Annotated in this window: 14 protein-coding genes; 8 read left to right on the forward strand and 6 right to left on the reverse strand. The window is 72.5% G+C overall.

Annotated features, from left to right (window positions below):
• The first annotated feature begins 391 nt into the window (after positions 1 to 391).
• The gene (locus ACGF07_RS08015; RefSeq protein ID WP_392896460.1) at positions 392 to 586 is read left to right on the forward strand and encodes a hypothetical protein; all 195 of its coding nucleotides are present in this window, start codon (positions 392 to 394) and stop codon (positions 584 to 586) included.
• Between the two features lie 240 nt (positions 587 to 826).
• Here ACGF07_RS08015 and ACGF07_RS08020 read toward each other — a convergent pair whose 3' ends face one another.
• Positions 827 to 1249 carry a DUF6585 family protein gene (locus ACGF07_RS08020; protein ID WP_392896462.1) on the reverse strand — a complete coding sequence of 141 codons (423 nt, stop codon included), beginning with the start codon at positions 1247 to 1249 and terminating at the stop codon, positions 827 to 829.
• Here ACGF07_RS08020 and ACGF07_RS08025 point away from each other — a divergent pair.
• From ACGF07_RS08025 to ACGF07_RS08045, 5 genes are read left to right on the forward strand one after another with little or no spacing between them, the layout of a single operon-like run.
• The gene (locus tag ACGF07_RS08025; RefSeq protein WP_392896463.1) at positions 1233 to 2678 is read left to right on the forward strand and encodes a flavin-containing monooxygenase; all 1446 of its coding nucleotides are present in this window, start codon (positions 1233 to 1235) and stop codon (positions 2676 to 2678) included. The two genes, ACGF07_RS08020 and ACGF07_RS08025, sit on opposite strands and share 17 nt — an antisense overlap.
• The gene (locus ACGF07_RS08030; RefSeq protein WP_392896465.1) at positions 2675 to 3607 is read left to right on the forward strand and encodes an alpha/beta hydrolase; all 933 of its coding nucleotides are present in this window, start codon (positions 2675 to 2677) and stop codon (positions 3605 to 3607) included. Before ACGF07_RS08025 ends, ACGF07_RS08030 begins: the two co-directional genes overlap by 4 nt.
• Positions 3604 to 4353: a GMC family oxidoreductase gene (locus tag ACGF07_RS08035; RefSeq protein WP_392896467.1), complete on the forward strand. Its 750-nt coding sequence runs from the start codon at positions 3604 to 3606 to the stop codon at positions 4351 to 4353. The genes ACGF07_RS08030 and ACGF07_RS08035 overlap by 4 nt, the downstream gene beginning before the upstream one ends.
• A complete protein-coding gene (locus tag ACGF07_RS08040; RefSeq protein ID WP_392896468.1) occupies positions 4332 to 5168 on the forward strand; it encodes a GMC family oxidoreductase in 837 nt (278 codons plus the stop codon). Before ACGF07_RS08035 ends, ACGF07_RS08040 begins: the two co-directional genes overlap by 22 nt.
• Entirely contained in the window at positions 5165 to 6889 is a 1725-nt protein-coding gene (locus ACGF07_RS08045) for an aldehyde dehydrogenase family protein (protein ID WP_392896471.1), read from the forward strand. The genes ACGF07_RS08040 and ACGF07_RS08045 overlap by 4 nt, the downstream gene beginning before the upstream one ends.
• A 253-nt stretch (positions 6890 to 7142) precedes the next feature.
• Here the strand turns inward: ACGF07_RS08045 and ACGF07_RS08050 are convergent, their stop codons facing one another.
• From ACGF07_RS08050 to ACGF07_RS08070, 5 genes are all read right to left on the reverse strand, one after another.
• Entirely contained in the window at positions 7143 to 7529 is a 387-nt protein-coding gene (locus tag ACGF07_RS08050) for a hypothetical protein (RefSeq protein ID WP_392896473.1), read from the reverse strand.
• Between the two features lie 409 nt (positions 7530 to 7938).
• Positions 7939 to 9699, reverse strand: a complete 1761-nt coding sequence (locus ACGF07_RS08055; protein WP_392896474.1) for an ABC transporter ATP-binding protein — start codon at positions 9697 to 9699, stop codon at positions 7939 to 7941.
• A 287-nt stretch (positions 9700 to 9986) separates the two neighbouring features.
• Positions 9987 to 10124 (reverse strand): SapB/AmfS family lanthipeptide, encoded by a 138-nt coding sequence (locus ACGF07_RS08060; protein WP_350742175.1) that lies wholly within the window; start codon positions 10122 to 10124, stop codon positions 9987 to 9989.
• 125 nt (positions 10125 to 10249) lie between these two features.
• Complete coding sequence (gene lanKC / locus ACGF07_RS08065) at positions 10250 to 12811, reverse strand: class III lanthionine synthetase LanKC (protein WP_392896477.1); 2562 nt, start codon at positions 12809 to 12811, stop codon at positions 10250 to 10252.
• Positions 12812 to 13576: 765 nt separating this feature from the next.
• Positions 13577 to 13702, reverse strand: a complete 126-nt coding sequence (locus ACGF07_RS08070) for a M4 family metallopeptidase (protein ID WP_392896479.1) — start codon at positions 13700 to 13702, stop codon at positions 13577 to 13579.
• A 495-nt stretch (positions 13703 to 14197) separates the two neighbouring features.
• On the opposite strand from ACGF07_RS08070, the gene ACGF07_RS08075 reads away from it, so the two are divergent.
• Both ACGF07_RS08075 and ACGF07_RS08080 read left to right on the forward strand, forming a co-directional pair.
• A complete protein-coding gene (locus ACGF07_RS08075; RefSeq protein WP_392896482.1) occupies positions 14198 to 15640 on the forward strand; it encodes a hypothetical protein in 1443 nt (480 codons plus the stop codon).
• Between the two features lie 296 nt (positions 15641 to 15936).
• Positions 15937 to 18633, forward strand: a complete 2697-nt coding sequence (locus ACGF07_RS08080) for an AAA family ATPase (protein ID WP_392896668.1) — start codon at positions 15937 to 15939, stop codon at positions 18631 to 18633.
• Positions 18634 to 18654: the final 21 nt, after the last annotated feature.

An 18654-nucleotide genomic window follows, 5' to 3' on the forward strand; every position in this document is an offset into this window, starting at 1 on the left:
CCGTTCCCGCGGCCCGGGCGACGGTTGGGGGACCGTCGGTGAGGTGGATGGGACGCTTCTGATCGAAACCCCTGCGAGACCGACGCAAGCCAGGCAATAATGATCAACAGCTGGCTGCGCGTACTACTTGGGGAGCTCGTGTGAGTATGAGTCCGCGCGAGGTGTTTCTCCACCTTGTTCATGGGGTCGCCGACGGGAACTTGAACGAGTTGGCTGACCTGTACGGCGAGGTCACCGATGTCCGGCATCCGATGGCGACGCCGGAGTCCGAGCCGTTGACGACTCGGCGTGCGCTCCAGGAGCACTTCACGGTGCCGCGCCAGACGTTCGGGAGTCCCTGCCGAAGAGGCGTGTCGTCGATGTCATCGTTCACGAGACCATCGATCCTGAAGTGATCGTCGCCGAGTTCGCCTATGAGTTCACGTTGCCGGAGGGCTCCGTGGCCAAGGTGCCCTGCGTCTTCGTCATGCGTGTCCGGGACGGTCAGATCATCGAGTCACGCGACTACATCGACCCGATCCGTACTTACACGGCGCGTGGGGATCTAGACCGTCTCATCGCGTCATTGCGCAAGGGGGCTTCCTAACTCACACGCATTCGCGAATGGGCCTGTCCAGGTCTTACGAGACAACGGAATGCGGTTCTCCCCGGCTGACGCCTGTGCCCCAGTCGGGCGGCCGCCCGTTGGCCCAACACCGCGTGCGCTGCCGCGGCTGCGCCGCGAGGCACGCCACAGAACCACCGTGGTCTGGGCAACACCGCTCTCGGTGCAGGCCGACCGATACGCCTCCCGCCGGGCGCCGGTCCCCGCTCTGACCGCGCCGGCCTAACCGCCGCTGCTCGGCGCGTCGGCGCCTCGCCGGTACGCGTCTACGATCGTGAGCAGCAGCGATACGTTGGGGATGTCGGCTACGTTCTCGGAAGCGGCCGAGAAGAGCTTGCCGTCCCTGCTGACGGTTACGCGGCCGCCGTTGGTCGACACCGTGGCCTCACTCCAGGGGATGAGGCCTCGCTTTCCCTGTATCCCGGCCTCGCTGATGGTGAACTTCCCGAAGGTCAGGGACTGTCCGTCGTCCAGCGCTGCTCGCGCGCTGGAGATCAGGGCGCGGGTGACCTGTTCTTCGGCCCGCCTGCCGAGGAGGGCGTACTGGCGGGCTGGCGAATCGGTACCTTCCGCATGCTCGTCGCAGGAGCCGATGATCGGTATTTTCGTGCCGTTCGATCCGATCAGGGTGTACGAGAAGGACATCCTGGAGAGCCGCGATGCCATCGGCGGCACCTGGGACCTCTTCCGGTATCCCGGCATCCGGTCCGACTCCGACATGCCGACCTTCGGTTACGGCTTCAAGCCGTGGACCCACCGCACGTCGATCGCCGGCGGACCCCTCATCGTCGACTACCTGCGCCAGACGGTCTCCCAGTACGGGCTGGCCCGGCACATCCGGCTCGGGCACCGGGTCGTCAGCGCGGAGTTCTCCTCCGCGACGGGCCGGTGGACCGTCACCGCCCGCCACTCCGGCAGTCGGAGGAGGACGACGTTCACCGCGCGGTTCCTGTTCCTCGGCACCGGCATGTACGACCACGACGCCGGATTCACACCCGAGTTCACCGGCATCGAGGACTACGCCGGCACCGTGGTACACCCGCAGCACTGGCCCGCGGACCTCGACTACACCGGCAAACACGTCGTCGTGATCGGCAGCGGTGCCACGGCCGTCACCCTGGTCCCCTCGATGGCGCGCACCGCCGGCCACGTCACCATGCTGCAGCGCTCACCGGGTTACGTGCTGTCCCTCCCGGCCCACGACGCCCTCGCGAACCTGCTGCGGAACCTGATCGGCCACCGCCGGGCGCACCGGATCGTCCGGCGCAAGAACATCATGGTCACGCGTGGCGTCTACAGGGCCAGTCGTCGTCTGCCGGGGCCCGTGCGACGACTGCTCATCGCCGACGTCCGCCGACGACTCCCGCGCCACTTCGACGTCGACACGCACTTCACCCCGCGCTACGACCCCTGGGACCAGCGGCTGTGCGTGGTCCCCGACGGCGATCTGTTCGAGGCGATCACGGCCGGACGGGCCTCCGTCGCCACCGACCACATCGACCGGTTCACCAGGACCGGCATCCGGTTGAGGTCGGGTCAGGAGCTGACCGCGGACGTCGTCGTCACCGCGACGGGCCTCACCATGTCCCCCTTCGGCAAGATCCGGCTGAGCGTCGACGGCCGCGAGACCAGGCCCTCGGACACCACGGCCTTCAAGGCGATGATGCTCTCCGGTGTGCCGAACCTCGTCTTCGCCCTCGGCTACACCAACCTCTCCTGGACCCTCAAGATCGACCTGGTCTGCGAACACTTCTGCCGCCTGCTCGACCACATGGACGCCCACGGGTACGACACCGTCGAGCCGGTCCTCGACGACCCGGCCGTCGCCCGGGTGCCGTACCTGGACCTGAACTCGAACTACGTCCTGCGGAGCATCGGGGACTTCCCCCGGGCGGGCACGAGCGGGCCCTGGACGGTGGAGATGGCCTACGAGCGGGACGTCCAGCGGCTTCGCGAGGGGCCCGCCGAGGACAGCGCGCTCCGCTTCACCGCCGTCCGCCAGGCGCCGCCCGGGCCGCCGCCCCGCCCGGTTCCGCCCGGACCGCTCCCCGCTCCGGGGAGGGCAGCACGGTGAAGCACGACATCATCTTCCTAAGCCGGGGCGTACGCTGCGCCGCCTGGCACCTGCCGGCCACGAACGACGCCCTGGCCGGGCCCGGCGGGCGGCCCTGCGTGGTCATGGCCCACGGATTCGGCGGCACCCGCGACAGCGGACTGCTGAACTACGCAGAGGGCTTCGCCGAGGCCGGGCTCGACACGCTCGTCTTCGACTACCGCGGCTTCGGGGACTCCGGCGGTACGGCCCGTCAGGACGTCTCCGTTCGCCGCCAGCGGCAGGACTACCACGCGGCGCTCGCGGCCGCCCGCCGCCTGCCCGGAGTCGATCCGGCGCTGATCGCGCTGTGGGGCGTGTCCTACGCGGGCGGTCACGCCCTCGTCGTCGCCGCCCAGGACGCGCGGGTCGCGGCGGTGATCTCGCTCACGCCCGTCACCGACGGCCTCGCCTCGCTCGCCCACCTGGTGCGGCGCAGCGGGGCGGGCAGGCTGCTGCGCCTGGCGGGGCACGGCCTGCGCGACGCCGCCCGGGCCGCCACCGCCCGGCCGCCGCACCTCGTGCCGGTGATCGCGGAGCCGGATGCTCCGGCGATGATGGGAGTCCCCGGCGCGCGCGGGATCTGCGCCTCCTTCGCCGGCCCCGGCTTCCGCAACGAGGTGCGCGCCCGCGCGGCGCTGAAGGTGGGTCTCAACCGGCCCCACGCCTTCGCCGGCCGCCTGCCGTGCCCGATCCTCCTGCAGATCGGCACCGAGGACCGCATCGCGCCCCCGCACGCCGCCCGGCGGACCGCCCGCAGGGCCGGCCCGCGGGCGGAACTGCTCGAGTACCCCGTGGACCACCTGGACGTCTACGCGGGACCGGCCCAGCGGGACGTGCTCACCGACCAGATCGACTTCCTCACGCGGGCCCTGGCCCACCAGGACTCCCCCACGCAAGGGACGGGATGAACATGTACGACTACGTCATCATCGGTGCCGGCTCCGCGGGCTGCGTGCTCGCGGCCCGGCTCTCGGAGGACCCGGACGTGCGGGTCGCACTCATCGAGGCGGGCGGTCCCGACACCGCGCAGGAGACCCACGTTCCCGCGGCCTTCCCGCAGCTGTTCAAGTCCGCTCTCGACTGGGACCTCGACTCCGACCCGGAGCCGGGCACCGGCGGACGACGGGCGTACCTGCCCCGCGGCAAGGTGTTCGGCGGCTCCAGCTCGATCAACGCCATGATCTACATCCGGGGCAACCGCGCCGACTACGACGGCTGGGCGGCGGCCGGGGCGACCGGCTGGTCGTACGCCGACGTGCTGCCGTACTTCCGGCGCTCGGAGGACAACGAGCGCGGGGAAGACCTCTACCACGGGGCGGGCGGGCCGCTGACGGTCAGCGACGGCCGGTCCTGCCACCCCCTCGCCACGGCCTTCGTACGGGCCGCCGAGCAGGCCGGGTACCAGGCCAACGACGACTTCAACGGCGAGACCCAGGACGGCGTCGGCCGCTACCAGCTGACGCAGCGCAACGGCTTGCGGTGCAGCGCCGCCGTCGCCTACCTGCACCCCGCACTGGAGCGGCCGAACCTGACCGTGCTCTCCTCGGCCCTCGCCCACCGCATCGTGATCGAGGGCGACCGGGCGACCGGGCGACCGGCGTCGAGGTCGAGCGGAACGGCGGCGTCGAGACCGTGCGCGCCGAGCGGGAGGTGATCCTCTCCGCGGGAGCGTACGAGTCCCCGAAGCTCCTGATGCTCTCCGGGATCGGCCCGGCCGCCCTGCTGTCCGCCTTCGGCCTCGGCGTCGTCCGTGACCTGCCGGTCGGCCAGGGCCTGCAGGACCACTACATGACGCTGCTCAACTTCCGTACGGACGTGGACTCGCTCCTCACCGCGGCGACCCCGGAGAACGCGGCACTGCTGCAGAGCGAGGGACGGGGCCCGTTGACCTCCAACCTCGGCGAGGCGGGCGGGTTCTTCCGCAGCCGTCCCGAACTGGACGCTCCGGACGTGCAGTTCCACGCCGCCCCGGTGCCCTTCCACCAGGAGGGCCTCGGTGCCCCGGCCGGGCACGGCTTCGCCTTCGGCCCGTGCGTGGTCGCCCCGACGAGCCGCGGTGCGGTGACCCTGCGTTCGCCGCGCCCCGACGTGGCGCCCCGGATCGTCCACAACTACCTGACGACGGCCGAGGACCGGGCGGCGATCGTCGCCGGCATCCGGATCGCCCTGGAGATCGCCGCCCGGCCGGCCGTGTCCGCCCTCGCCACCGGGGCTTTCGACGTGCCGGCCTCGCACGACGACGCCGGCCTCCTCGGCTGGGCACGGCGATCCGGGCAGACCCTGTACCACCCCACGTCGACCTGTGCGATCGGTTCGGTCGTCGACCCCGAGCTGCGGGTGTACGGCGTGGCGGGACTGCGCGTCGTCGACGCCTCGGTCCTCCCGTCCGTGCCGCGCGGCAACACGAACGCGCCCACGATCATGGCCGCCGAGAAGGCGTCCGACCTCATCAAGGGAGCCGTCCGATGACCACGCCCCCGCTCACCGCCGAGCAGGCGCGAACGATCGACCGGGCGGTCGACGACCTCGTCCGCGGCGAGGCCGCGTGGGCCGCCTGCGGCCTGGCCGAACGGCGCGAACTCCTCCAGCGGGTACGTGCGGCGACCGTCGCGCACGCGCGGGAGTGGGTGCGCGCGGCCGCCGCGTACAAGCGTCTGCCGGAGGACAGCCCGCTGGTCGGAGAGGAGTGGATCACCGGCCCGTACCCGGTCCTCACCTCCCTGGCCGCGCTCACCGCGAGCATCGAGGCGCTGGAGGCCGGGCGCAGCCCCGTGGACGGGTTCCCCCTCGGCCGGGCGCCCGGCGGGCGGGTGTCGGTCCGCGTCCTGCCGCACGGCGTCTGGGACCGGCTGCTCCTGAACGGCTTCAGCGCCGAGGTGTGGATGCCTCCGGGCGTCACGGAGGAGGAGGTGCGCGACCGCGCCGGGCTCGCCCTGCTCCACCCGGCCGGGACGGGGGGCGTGGGCGCCGTGCTCGGCGCGGGGAACATCACCTCGATCCCGATCCTGGACGTGCTCTACGAGCTGTACGCGAACAACCGGGTGGTGGCCCTCAAGCTCAACCCGGTCACCGACGGCCTCCTCGACGTCTTCGGCAAGGTCCTGGCCCCGCTGACCGAGCTGGGCGCGGTCCGCGTCCTCACCGGCGCAGCCGGGGCCGGCTCCTACCTGGTGCACCATCCGAAGGTCGGACACGTCCACCTGACGGGCAGCGTCGAGACCCACGACGCCATCGTCTTCGGCACCGGGGAGGAGGGCGCTGCCCGGAAGAGGGCCGGGACACCGCTGCTCGCCAAGCCGGTGACCAGCGAACTGGGCGGCGTCTCCCCGACCATCGTGGTCCCCGGCGACTGGTCCGAGGCGGACCTCCGGTACCAGGCCGAGCACCTCGCCACCCAGAAGCTGCACAACGGCGGCTACAACTGCGTGGCGAGCCAGGTCGTCGTCCTCAGCTCCGCGTGGCGGCAGAAGGAGCAGTTCCTCGCGCATCTGCGGCAGGCCCTGGGCGACGCCCCGGTGCGCCCCGCCTACTACCCGGGCAGCGACACCCGGGTGGAGCGTGCCGTCGGCGCGTACCCCGGCGCGCTGCGCCTGGACGGAGGTCGGGTGCTGCTCACGGGCCTCGATCCGGCCGACCCCGGGCCGGCCCTGACCGCCGAGTACTTCGGACCGGTCCTCGCCGTCCTGGAACTCCCCGGCGACGCACGGCAGTTCCTCGACGAGGCGGTCGCCACCGCGAACGGGAGGATGGCCGGCACACTCGGCGTGAACCTGATCGCACACCCACGGACCATCGACTCCCTGGGCAGCGCGCTCGACCGGGCCATCGCCGAACTCCGCTACGGAACGGTCGCGTTGAACGCGTGGACCGGCGCCGGCTACCTCACCGCGACCGCCACCTGGGGCGCCCACCCCGGCCACACCGTCGACGACGTGCAGAGCGGCATCGGAGTCGTCCACAACGCCCTGCTCCTCGACGGGCCCGAACGCACCGTCGTCCGCGGCCCGTTCCGTCCCGCACCGCGAGCCCTCCTGCCCCTCCGGCACGGGAAGCCGGCCTTGTCCCCGAAGCCGCCGTGGTTCGTCACCCACCGCACGGCCGCCACGATGGGCCGGCTCCTCGTCGACTTCGCCGCAGCACCCCGCTGGACGGCCCTGCCGAGGATCTTCGCCTCCGCCCTCCGCGGCTGATCCCCACCGCCGACGACGGAACACACCGGGACCGGACATTCCCGGTTCCTGCCCTGCATTTTCACCATTCACGAAGAGAATTCACCTCTCCGTACGTCCACCCCGTACGGCCGCACGGCGCGGCGTTCGGCGAGCGGTCACGCCATGACCGCTCGCCGAACGGGAACTCCGGGGACAGTGGCGCGTGCGGGGCCCCTCCGTCTGCGATCAGGTTATCGAGATCTGCCCGTCGCAGAAACTTGGAGGCAGGTCCTCAGCAGTAGTTCCAGACGTACCAGACAGGACCCCAGCTTCCGTGGGCGTCGGAGGAGGGGGCGCCGGGGGTGGTGTAGAGCCATCCCCCGTCCTTGCCGTACATCCCCGTCGTCGTACCCGGAGTCTGGTTGTTGTACCAGGACCCCCCGCTGCCCATGCCGTCGGGAATCTCCTGCTTGTAGCAGTCCTTGAACCGGAATCCGAGCTGCTGGAAGTTGGCCTGCTTGTAGCCGCAGAAGTACCCCTTCGGGCAGTCGGCCGGCGCGGACTGTACGGTCGGCTGCGCAGCGTGCGACGGCGCCGTGGACAGCGCTACGGCGGTGAAGGCTCCAGCGGCCACGAGAAGCGTCCGCAGGGACGACCAGCGGTTGCGGTTGTTGACCATGCGAATTCCCTTTCCGTCTGCGCGTGCAGTGAGTGGTCGACCGGCTTCTTGAACCAATCCGGCCCCGACTGGCCACTTAACAAGGTTCACGGGGAAGTTGGTAGTCACACCGACAATTTTCCGCCGCATTCGAGCCTCCCGCCTTCATCAGGAGTACCGGCCTTCCCGGGAGTTCCGCTCAAAGATCAGCCACAGTGGCCGTTGGGGAAAGGAGGAAATCGTCGGCCGTCCCTCACCCAGGACGTTGACCTTCGCTTTCCGTTCGGAAACACGCACGGGCAGGGCGTTGCGCCCGTGATGGAGCCGGTCAGTGGTGATTCTTGGCCACTCCGGTCGGCTCGCTGGCGGTGGTTTCGGAGTCATGCGGGCGGCGGCTGTGCGGGGGCGCAGGGCAGTCCGGGGTTCCCGTTCAGGAAGCGAGGATCGCCTGACTGGTGACGAGTTCCCGGTACAGGGGGCAGCGTTCCAGCAGGGTGGGGTGGTCGCCGGCGTCGACGACGGTGCCGCGGTTCATCATGATCACCTGCTGGGCGTCCTGGACGGTGGAGAGCCGGTGGGCGACCACGATCACGGCCCGGGTCGCCGCCAGGTCCGCCACGATCGTGCGGAAGCGCTGCTCGTTGAGCGCGTCCAGCTGGCTGGTGGGTTCGTCCAGCAGCACGATCTCGGCGTCGGACAGCAGCGCCCGGGCCAGTGCCATCCGCTGGCGCTGGCCGCCGGACAGGTCGCACTCGCGGCCGAGCGGGGTGTCGAGCCCCTGGGGCAGGCGGGCGATGTCATCGGTGAGGCCGACGGCGTCCAGCGCGGCGGTCAGTTCGGCTTCGTCGACCGGTTCGGTGCGGCCGAGTTGGAGGTTCTCCCGGGCGGTCGCCTCGATCAGTGTGAACGCCTGGTCGACGTAGGCGATGCGGGCTCGCAGCGCGTTCAGCGGCCAGTGGGCGGTGTCGTGGCCGAGGACGGTGACGGAGCCCGAGGCGGGCCGGATGAAGCGGTCGATGAGCGAGAGGGTGGTGCTCTTCCCGGCTCCGGAGGGGCCGACCACCGCGGTCAGGCCGGTGCGCCCGGTGCTGAAGGAGACCGCGCGCAGTGCGGCGTCGCAGGAGCCGGTGTGGGTGAAGGAGACGGAGTCGAAGACCACCGAGGGGACGTCGGGTGGCGGGGGCGGCACGGTGCGCTCGGCGTCGTGCGGCTCGGCTTCGGGTGTGAGGGCGAGCAGATCGGTGCAGCGGTCGCGGGCCGCGAGACCTGCTTGGAGCCGGCCGAAGCCGGTGGCCAGTGCGCTGATCGAGGGCACGGTCTGCAGGAGGTAGAGCAGGAAGGCGGCGAACGCGGCGGGCTGGACGCTGCCGGTGGCCATGCGGACGCCGCCGGCGAGGATCACGGCGATCAGCGCGAGCTGGTTGCCGAGCGTCAGTACGGCCGGGATCAGCGAGTTCAGCCGCCCGCCGGCCAGGGACACGGCGCGCAGTTGTTCGGCGTCCGCGGCGAGCGCGCGGGCGGCCATCGACTCGGCCCGGTAGGCCTTGATGGTGCTGAGTGCTTCCAGGTCGGCCGTGAAGCGTTGGGCGATCCGGCCCACGGCGTCCTGCTGGCTGGTCACGTTGGCTTTGATGCGGCGCACGATCAGCAGGACCAGGGCGGTGAGCGCGGCGAACGCGAGGACGGTGACGACGGTGAGGATCCAGTCGATCCACGCCATCACGAGCAGTGTCGCCGCCACGGTCAGCCCCGCCAGGGGCAGTTGGGTGGCGACGTCGACGACTTGGCGCAGCAGCAGCGCGTCGGAGGTGATCCGGGCGGTGAGTTCGCCGGTGCCCTGGGATCGGACGACGGCGAGCGGCAGGCGGAGCGTGTGCTCCATGATCCGTGTGCGCAGGCGGTAGGTCATCCGTTCGCCGATGCGGGCGAGCAGGAAGCCGGCGAGGGCCTGGGCGAGTGCGCCGGCTGCCGCGACGGCGCACATGAGCAGGACGTGGGGGGCGAGCGGCCGGTGCGCGGAGAAGTCGGTGATGATCGTCTTGACCAGCAACGGGAGGGCCAGGGCGGCTCCGGTGGAGGCCAGCGCGAGCAGCAGCGCGACGGCCAGTGGCCATGGCTGGGCGGTCAGTTCTCGGCGCAGTCGGATCCGGTCCGCCGGGCGGGGGGTGGTGCGAGCGGGCTGGTCGACCACGGCGTCCTCTCGGCGGGTGCGGCGAACGGGCGGTGCAGTGAACAGGCGGTGCAGTGAACAGGCGGTGCACTGAACGGGCGCTGCGACGAACGGGCGGTGCGGCGAACGGCGCTGCGGTGCGGCGGTGGCGCGCCGCCGGGTGGCGCGGGGGTGGTGCGGGTGCGGGCCGCAGCGAGGGTTCCGTCGCTGCGGCCCGGCGGGCCGGCGGCCTGGCCGGCCCGGGTGGACGCCCGGGCCGACCAGCTACCGCCTACCTTTTACCCGGCTCTACCGGACCGTCGGCGACGTCAGAGACAGAGCAGGGTGCTCACGGTGCTGACCGTGCAGTTGAGCGCGCTCAGCGAGCTGACGTTGGCCATGGTGTCGTCGATCTCGACCGCTTCGGTCTCGGCCAGCTCGATGGTCTGCAGGTCCAGGATCGCCATGACGTGTTCTCCTTCACTGTTGGGTGGATCACCCGGCCGGCGGCCGGGGGTCTGTGTGGCGCGCGAGGGCGCGCGCGGGCGGTGTGCCCGTGGCCCGGGTGGTCCGGGCAGGTGGGCCGGGCCCGTCAGTGGGACCGGTCGGTCCAGGGCAGGAAGGGCGTACCGGCCAGTGCGGTGCCGAGCGCCAGCAGCACACCGGCCGAGCCGGTCGCCAGGTCCGCGGACAGGCGCAGCAACTGGTCACCGGGGAAGGCCAGCTGACCCCGGTAGGAGACCTGGTGCCAGGCCAGCAGGGCCCGCTGCCGGTCGAGCAGTGCCGCTGCATCGGGTTCGGGCGCCCGGTGGCGGGTCAGCGCCGCGTAGCCGATGAGCCCGGCCCGGCCGTTGAACAGGCCGGACTGGATGACGAACTCGGGGGTCGCGGCCAGGCGGATGGCCGGCTCGTGGCGGGCCGACGGGCTGTCCGGGCGGTGTTCCAGCAGGGCGTGCAGTGCCAGGCCGATCCCTGCGCTGCCGCTCTCCACGTACGGGAGCACCCGGCGGCCGTCCACCACCTGGAGGCTGCCGTCCGCGACCTTCCTGCACCGGTCGAGGTCGAGTTCGAGCAGGGTCTCCGCCTGGTCGAGCAGCGCGCTCTCGCCGGTCTGCTCGTAGAGCCGGACCAACGCCAGCGCGGTCCCGGCGGCCCCGCCCAGCAGTCCGGCGCGGCGGGCGGGATCGCTGCGGCCGGCCTTCTCCAGCGCGGCGGCCGACGCGTGGGCGAGCGCGAGTGCCTGGTCGAGCAGCCGTCGCTCGCCGGTGGCCCCGGCGAAGTGCAGCAGGGTGAGGGCGATGCCCGGCGCGCCGGTGGCCAGGCCGGGCTGCGGTTCGTGGTCCGGGGCCGTGGCGAGGCGGCTCAGCAGGTCGAGTGCCGCGTCGCGTTCGCCGAGCAGGTCCAGCACGTACGCCACGCCGTGCCCGCCGTGGTACAGCCCCGGCTCGACCGGGCGGTCGGCGGCTCGTACCAGCCAGCGGACGTGGTCGGGATCGATCGCGGCGCCGGTGGCGTGCAGAGCGTAGAGGACGCCGGCCGCGCCGTGGCCCAGGCCCAGGCCTCCGTGGGTGAACTGGGCGACGTCGCCGGGGAAGAGCCGGTCCGCGCGCTCGGGGGTGGCCATCGCCGCGATCCCGGCGGCCAGCGAGTCACGGATCCGCGGCCAGTCGGCCTCCCGCGCGGCCAGCAGTGCGCCGAGCTGCGCGCGGCGCGTACCCAGCTCGGGCCGCACGGTCCGCCCGTCCGCGGGCGCCGGACCGAGCAGAGCGCGGATCGGGGTGGTGTAGCCCTCGGGTACCGGGAAGCGGCTCTCGATCACGTCGGCCAGCTCATGAGCCTTGCCCGGGTCCAGCGCGGGCAGTTGGACCAGCGGCAGGAAGAGCCACAACCGCAGCGCCGCCAGTGCGTAGCGGTCGATCTGCTGACCGGTGTGACCGGGCGGCGCCGCGAAGCCCGCCGCTCCCAGTGCCGGACGGACGAAGTCGTCGACGGTGCTGGCGAGTTCGAAGTCGATGAAGCAGACGTCGCCGTTCGGCCGGATGAGCACGTTGCGCGGATGCAGGTCGCCGAAGACCACGCCGCGGGCATGGATCGCCGCCACCACCTGCTCGATCCGGTCCACGAGTGCCAGCGCCTCGCGGGTGTAGTCGGTGACGACGGCCTCGTCGACGCCCGGATGGATCAGCGGGTAGCGGCCCGCCAGCCACTGGCTCAGCGACGTGCCCTCGACGAACTCCTCGGCCAGGAACTCGTGTTCCCAGGCCGTCAGCAGCCCGCGTTGCTCGGGGACCCCGGGCACGCCCGCCAACCGGACCAGGACGGCGTGCTCGTTGCGCAGCCTGGTCACGGCGTCGGTCCCGCGCTGGTCCAGGCCCGCGTACGGCCTGGCCTCCTTCAGCACCAGCCGTGGTCCGTCGGCACCGTCCCGTGCCAGGTACACACCTCCGGCGTTGGAGAAGTGCAGCGCCCGCTCGATCGTGTAGGGCAGTCCGCTCTCCTGCTGCGCCGCCCGGGCGGCCAGGGCCGGCGCGATCACGGCCGGGACCGGCGCCCAGGACGGCACCGCGAATCCGGGGCCGCGCACGTCCGGCTCCAGCCGGCCGTCCGGGCCGACCAGCGCGAGCACCTGTTCGCCCGCCTCGTTGCGGCAGTGCAGCTCGGCGAAGCCGCCGTACCGCAGGTAGAGCGGGCCCTCGCCCCAGCGCAGGTCACTGAGGATGTACGGGCCCTTGCGGCCGGCCAGTGCGCTGCCCAGGCCGTCGAGACATCGCTCCAACTGCGCGTCGTCCACCGGGTAGAGGGTGCAGAACTTGCCGCTGGCGCCGCGCGGGGCGTACTTGGAGTTCTGCATCTGCAGGACCGGCAGTCCGCGCAGGAACTTGAACGTCACGCGTTCCCTCAGGCAGAACGCGAAGACCTGCTCCAGCACGTCCTCGGCGTCCTCGGCCCGCGAGGACACATGGATCTTCCAGCCCTGCGGGGGCAGCTGGACGTCCGCCGGCCGGACCACGGCCCAGATCTCCTGGTCCCCGCGCTGCCAGCCCGCCGGCAGCGGCCGACTGACGGCGTCGAACTCCTCGTGCGCGCCCCAGCGTCGGGGTGACTCGTAGAAGACCGGGTCGGCGAACGCGTAGACCTCGTAGCGGTTGTCCAACGAAAGCCCTCCTCGGAACACGGAGCACGGGGGCGCAGAGCACGGCGGTACGAAGAGACACGGAGCACGGAGCATGAGGCGCAGAACGGGCCACGCGACGGAGCCCCGGACCGCACCATCAGGAGGAGCCGACGGGCGGGGCGACACTCGCCGTCAGGCGGCTCGAAGTCCCGGCTGCCCGATGACCCCCCGAAATATGCCGTGAGCTTGACCCGTCCACAACAGCGCAAACGTAGGCGTGTCCACGACATACGCACTACGGCGCATTCCGCGATCCCTGAACGAGCCGGCACACGGCCGTGCGCGCCCGTTCGACCACCAGTGCCACCTTGCGCCGGAGTCCGCGGACCACATCCGGGTCCCTGCGCCCTCCCGCTGGCAGGGCGTGAGCTGCACGGCATGGGTGCCGGGAGGGTCACGGCGCCGAGTGGGACAGGCGAACCCGGCGGCACCGAAGGGGGGCGCACGCCGGCAGCCCCATGGCGCCATCCACGGCTGACCGCCGGGATCTACCGCTCGCAGGCCGGACCGGATCGGGCGGGCCAGACCGCTACCACGGGTGGTGGCGGTCTGGCCCTGGTCACCGGTGCCAATGGCAGTCGACCGCTGTTTCAGATCTTCTGACCGGAGTGGTTCAGCCTTTGCCAGGCCCCCGCCTCCGGTCCTGCTGGTAGGCCAGACCCCTGTCACCGGCGCGACAGCGGGGCAACGGTGGTCCGCACACCGTTGCCCCGCCGCTCGCGCACCCTTGCGACTATCCCCGGCTCAGTTGACGTTCACCGCCGTCCAGGTGGCGGCGACCGCGTTGTACTCCGTGCTGTCCGAGCCGTACAGGTCCGCCGCCGCGCTGAGGGTGGCCGCTCGGGCCCCGTCCGCCTGTACCGCGAACACCGACGCGTCGGCTCCCGGCCGCGTCGAGCTGCCGATGCCGGCCGATCAACGCCACAGTGACGGCGGGACCGTCCGCGCTGACCTGACGTCCAATCAGCGCATCGGCTGAAAGCGAGGGTTGACGAAAGCAGCGGTTGGGCGGGAACGGCGCTGGGGCGGCCCGAGCACGGGCTGCCCCAGCCGGGGGCCGCAAGCCCCCGCGCCTGCATCAATGCCCGAACTGTGAGACGGGCCTTGTGAGGCTGTCTGTCAGCCCGTCAGCATGACGGTCATGCATCGCCACGCGTACCTGAGCCGTCGACTGGACGTCGACCTGGCGCACGCGTGTTCCGCGATCTGTCACCGCTCCATCTGAGCATGGTGACCCGTCCGGCTTCGTCCGGGCCTTCCCTCGCTGATCCCTGCCGGGCCGAGTGCCGTCCGGGTGCGGGTCGGTCGGTGTGCACCGCTGTCGGTTATCGCCTTCATCCGCCTTCACCCGGACGGGGATCTCCCATGCACTCTGCGCTGTCCTCCCGCGCTGCCGTCTTCTCGGTGGCCACCCTGCTCTCCCTGGTCTGCGCCACTGGGGCGGACGCCGCGACCACCTACGGTCCGCTCCCGGCGCACAACCCGTACACCGGGCCGGAGGGCACTGCCACCATGCACGGCGACACCGGTTCGTCCGACGCCACCGCGCTGCCCGGCCCCGGCGCCGGCGCGCTCAGCTCTCACCGGGCCGCGCTCGCCTCGGCGTGCCCGACCGTCCTGGTCGGCTCCGACGGCTACCCGGTCGCGCTCTGCACCACGATCTTCGGCCGGACCCCGACCGTCCATCTGCTCGACCCCGTCACGGGCGGCTCGGTGGCGGAGCTGGCCCTCGCGAAGGGCTCGCTGATGGGAGGCGTCTACGCCTACCTGGACGACCACGACCGCCTGGTGGCGGTCGACGGCAACCACGACCTGCTGCGCATCGGCCACCGCAGGACCGCGTCCGGTGGCTGGGAGCTCTACGCCGACAGCTCGTTCTCGCTGGCCTCCGCGATTCCGGACGGCGACACGGTGATCGGCATCTCGCCGGACTGGCAGGGCCGGGTCTGGTTCGCCACCGAGGGCGGCGTGGTGGGCACCGCCGACGACCGCACCGCCACCGTCCGCTCGATCACGCTCCCGGTGGGCGAGGCGATCGAGAACTCCATCTCCACCACCCCGGTCGGCACGGCTGTCGCCACGACCTCCGCCACCTACCTGCTGAACGCCGATATCGACGGCACCCCGAAGATCAGCTGGCGCCAGGCGTACGACCGCGGCCCCGGCCGCAAGCCCGGCCAGCTCAGCTGGGGCACGGGCTCCACGCCGACGTTCTTCGGCCCGCGCACCGGCAGTGACTACCTGGCCGTCGTCGACAACGCCGCGCCGACCGAGAACCTGCTGGTCTACAAGGTCGACACCGGTGGGAAGGTCTGCTCCGTCCCGGTTCTGAAGGCGGGCGGCAGCGGCAGCGAGAACTCGCCGATCGGCGCGGGCAACGCGGTCTTCGTCGCCGGCACCTACGGCTACCCGTACCCGGCACTGCCCGCCAACGCGGGCCCGAGCGTGCCGTCCTCCGGCACGTTCTACGGCGGCCTGAGCAGGGTCGACGTGCGCCCCGACGGGTCGGGCTGCGACCTGAAGTGGGACAACAGAACCCGCTCGGCGGCCGTTCCGAGGCTCTCCACCGGTGACGGGCTGATCCACACGGTGCTGCGGGAGCCGGTCATCCCCGGCACCAACGCCACCTCCGCCCTCGACCCCTACTACTACGCGGAGATCGACCCGGAGACCGGCAACACCGTCCGCACCAAGTGGCTGGGCAGCGGCTTCATCTTCGACACGCTGCAGATGGCCGGCACGATCGCGCCGGGCGGCGTGGTGTACCAGGGCACCACGACCGGTGTGCTCAGGATCAGCGCAGGCTGACACCCGGTCCGGGCCCGCTGGCACCTCGGCGGCGAGGTCGGCGTGACGCTGCACGTCGACCCCGCCCGACGCCTCGCCCCGTCAGGAGGCGGCGGGCAGCGTCGCACCGGCCTCCCGCACCTCGGCGTGGACGGCGGACTCCAGCAGGCCACCACCCGGACGGGCGCCGAGGGCGGTCCGGCCGTCCCCCAGGGCCGCCCGTCGACGTCGCCGGTCTTCGCTACAGCCTGCTCTGTCGGGGCAGGAGGGGTAATTACCCAGGTCAGAGGACATGGCATGATTCCGGGGTGGCTCCTGTGACCGGTTCCGAGTACATACCGCCCGCCGAACGTGCGGCTCTTGTCGACCTGTTGGCCGGTGCACGAGCCGGCCGGGGCGGGGCGGCGGTCGTACGTGGTGAGGCGGGTATCGGCAAGACGACGTTGCTGCGCCATGTCACCGGCGAGCTGTCGGGTGTGCGGCTGCTGTGGGTGAACGGGGCGGAGTTCGAGGCCGACTTCGCGTACGCGGCCGTGCACCAGTTGACCCGTCCGCTGCATGAGCGGATCGGGCAGTTGCCCGCCCCGCAGCGGGACGACCTGTCGGTGGCGCTGGGTCTGGGCGAGGGGGGCGCGCCGAACCGGTTCGGCGTCGGCCTGGCCCTGTTGGGGCTCCTCTCGGAGGCTGCCGGGGAGCAGCCGGTGGTGTGCGTGGTGGACGACGCGCAGTGGCTGGACCAGGCGTCGGCGCAGGTGTTGGCGTTCGCGGCCCGGCGGGTGGCGGACGAGTCGGTGGTGTTCGTGTTCGGGGTCCGCGATCCGCACGTGGTCGCGGAGCTCGAGGGGCTGCCGGCGCTGACGCTGCCCAGGCTGTCCGATCAGATGGCACGCCGGCTGCTGGCGTCCAGTCTGCTCGGTCCCGTCGACGACCAGGTACGGGAGCGGATCCTCGCCGAGGCGCGGGGCAATCCGCTGGCGCTGCTGGAGCTGCCCCGCCGGCTCGGGCCCGCCGCGCTGGCGGGCGGCTTCGGGCTGCCGACACCGGTGTCCCCGGCCAGCCGGATCGAGCAGAGCTACCAGCAGCGGGTCTCCGGGCTCTCCCCGGACGCCCGGACCTTGCTGCTGGCGGCGGCCGCCGAACCCCTGGGAGACCCGGGGCTGCTGTGGCGGGCGGCCGATCTGCTGGGCGTGGGGCCCCAGGCCGGGTCGGAGGCGGAGGCGAGCGGGTTGATCGACCTGGGCGGGCAGTCGAGGTTCCGGCATCCGCTGGTGCGCTCGGCGGTGTACACGGCGGCGTCCCCCGTGCAGCGCCGTCGCGTCCACGGGGCCCTCGCGGAGGCCACGGATCCGCTGACGGCACCCGACCGGCGGTCGTGGCACCGTGCGCAGTCCCTCTCCCGGCCGGACGAGGAGGCGGCGGCGGAGCTGCTGCGCTGCGCGGAGCGGGCGCGGCGCCGGGGCGGGGCCGCTGCCGAGGCGGCGTTCCTGGAGCAGGCCGCGGGCCTGACGGCCGATCCGCGGCTGCGGGCCGGCCGCAGTCTCGCCGCGGCCCGGGCCGCACTGGCGGCCGGGTCGTTCGAGAGCGCGTTGACGCTGGTCGCGGCGGCCGAGGGAGGCCCGATCGACTCCGCCGACCAGGTGGAGGTCGAACTCCTGCGCGGACGTGCGGCGTTCTTCGGTGACGGCGCGGCGGACGCGGTCGGCCACCTGGTGGCGGCAGCCGCCCTCGATCCCGGCCGGGCGCGGCTGCACCTGCTGGACGCGCTGCAGGCGGGTCTGGTGGTCGGCCGGGCTTCGCCCGCCGCGCGACAGGCCCTGGCGGCGGCCCGGCGGGCGCCCGCCGCGACCGGTGAACGCTCGACCGCGGACGCGCTGTTGGACGCGCTCGTCGGCTACCTCGACGGCGACCTGGCGACGGTGCCGGTGCTGCTCGGGCTGCTGTCCGAGGTCACCGACCCGCTGTGGGCCGGCCGGCTGTCGCTGGCCGCCCTGCTCGCCGTCGAACTGTGGGATGTCGCCTTGGGAGACCGACTCGTCGAACGGGCCGTGGACGGCGCGCGCACCAGTGGAACGTTGATGGTCCTCCCGGTGGGCCTGTGGATGCGGGCGATGGCGGCTACCCTGCGCGGTGACCTGCTCGGGGCGGCGGCGCTGAACAGCGAGGCCGATGGCATCGCCGAGGTGACCGGCGTGCCGCCGCACTGGTACGGCCGGCTGTTCTCGGCTGCGGTGCGGGCAACGGCCTCCGAGGCGCGGCCTCTGTTCGACCGGGTGCTGGCGGAGTCGTACGCGCGGAGCAAGGGCATGCTGACGGCGACCGTCCACGCGGCGGCGGCGCTGCACGCCAACGGCACGGCCGACCACCGGGCGGCCCTGGATGCGGCCCGGTTGGCCGTGACCGACGGCGAGCTGGGAATGTCCAGCCTCGCCCTGCCCGAGCTCGTCGAGGCGGCCGTCCGGTGCGGCGAGCAGGACGCCGCGCAGGAGGCCTTCGCGCGGTTGTCGCGACACGCGTCGGCGGTCGGCACCGACTGGGCGCTGGGGGTGCGCGCTGCCCTCGCGGCGCTGCTGTCGGACGACCCGGAGGAGCTCCACGCCGAGGCGGTGAGCCGGTTGGATGCCGCCGGCCTTCGCGTCTGGCACGGCCGGGCGCTGCTGCACCAGGGCGCGTGGCTGCGCCGTGAGGGCCGCCGCGGGCAGGCCCGGGAGGCGCTGCGCAGCGCGCACGGGCTGTTCACCGCGACGGGCGCGGAGGGGTTCGCCGAGCGGGCCCGGGCGGAGCTGGCCGCCGTCGGCGAGCAGGTCCGGCCGGCCGTGCTGGGCGCGGTGGAGCTGTTGACCGGTCAGGAGCTGAACATCGCGCGCCTGGTGGCGACCGGAGCGACCTCCCGCGAGGTCGCCGACCGGCTGTTCCTAAGCCCGCGTACCATCGACGCCCACCTGCGCAGCGTGTTCCGCAAGCTCGACATCTCCTCGCGTCGCCAACTCCCCGTCGCGCTCGGGCAGGACGCCTGAGCCCTGGCGCTCCCGACCTCC

The organism is Kitasatospora sp. NPDC048194 (assembly GCF_043202455.1).
Classification (GTDB): domain Bacteria; phylum Actinomycetota; class Actinomycetes; order Streptomycetales; family Streptomycetaceae; genus Kitasatospora.

Bases quoted from the DNA above. Each gene is read 5' to 3' on its own strand.
- ACGF07_RS08035 (WP_392896467.1), top strand. From the start codon at position 3,604: ATGAACATGTACGACTACGTCATCATCGGTGCCGGCTCCGCGGGCTGC.
- ACGF07_RS08045 (WP_392896471.1), top strand. From the start codon at position 5,165: ATGACCACGCCCCCGCTCACCGCCGAGCAGGCGCGAACGATCGACCGG.
- ACGF07_RS08050 (WP_392896473.1), bottom strand. From the start codon at position 7,529: ATGGTCAACAACCGCAACCGCTGGTCGTCCCTGCGGACGCTTCTCGTG.
- ACGF07_RS08075 (WP_392896482.1), top strand. From the start codon at position 14,198: ATGCACTCTGCGCTGTCCTCCCGCGCTGCCGTCTTCTCGGTGGCCACC.
- ACGF07_RS08060 (WP_350742175.1), bottom strand. From the start codon at position 10,124: ATGGCGATCCTGGACCTGCAGACCATCGAGCTGGCCGAGACCGAAGCG.
- ACGF07_RS08020 (WP_392896462.1), bottom strand. From the start codon at position 1,249: ATGTCCTTCTCGTACACCCTGATCGGATCGAACGGCACGAAAATACCG.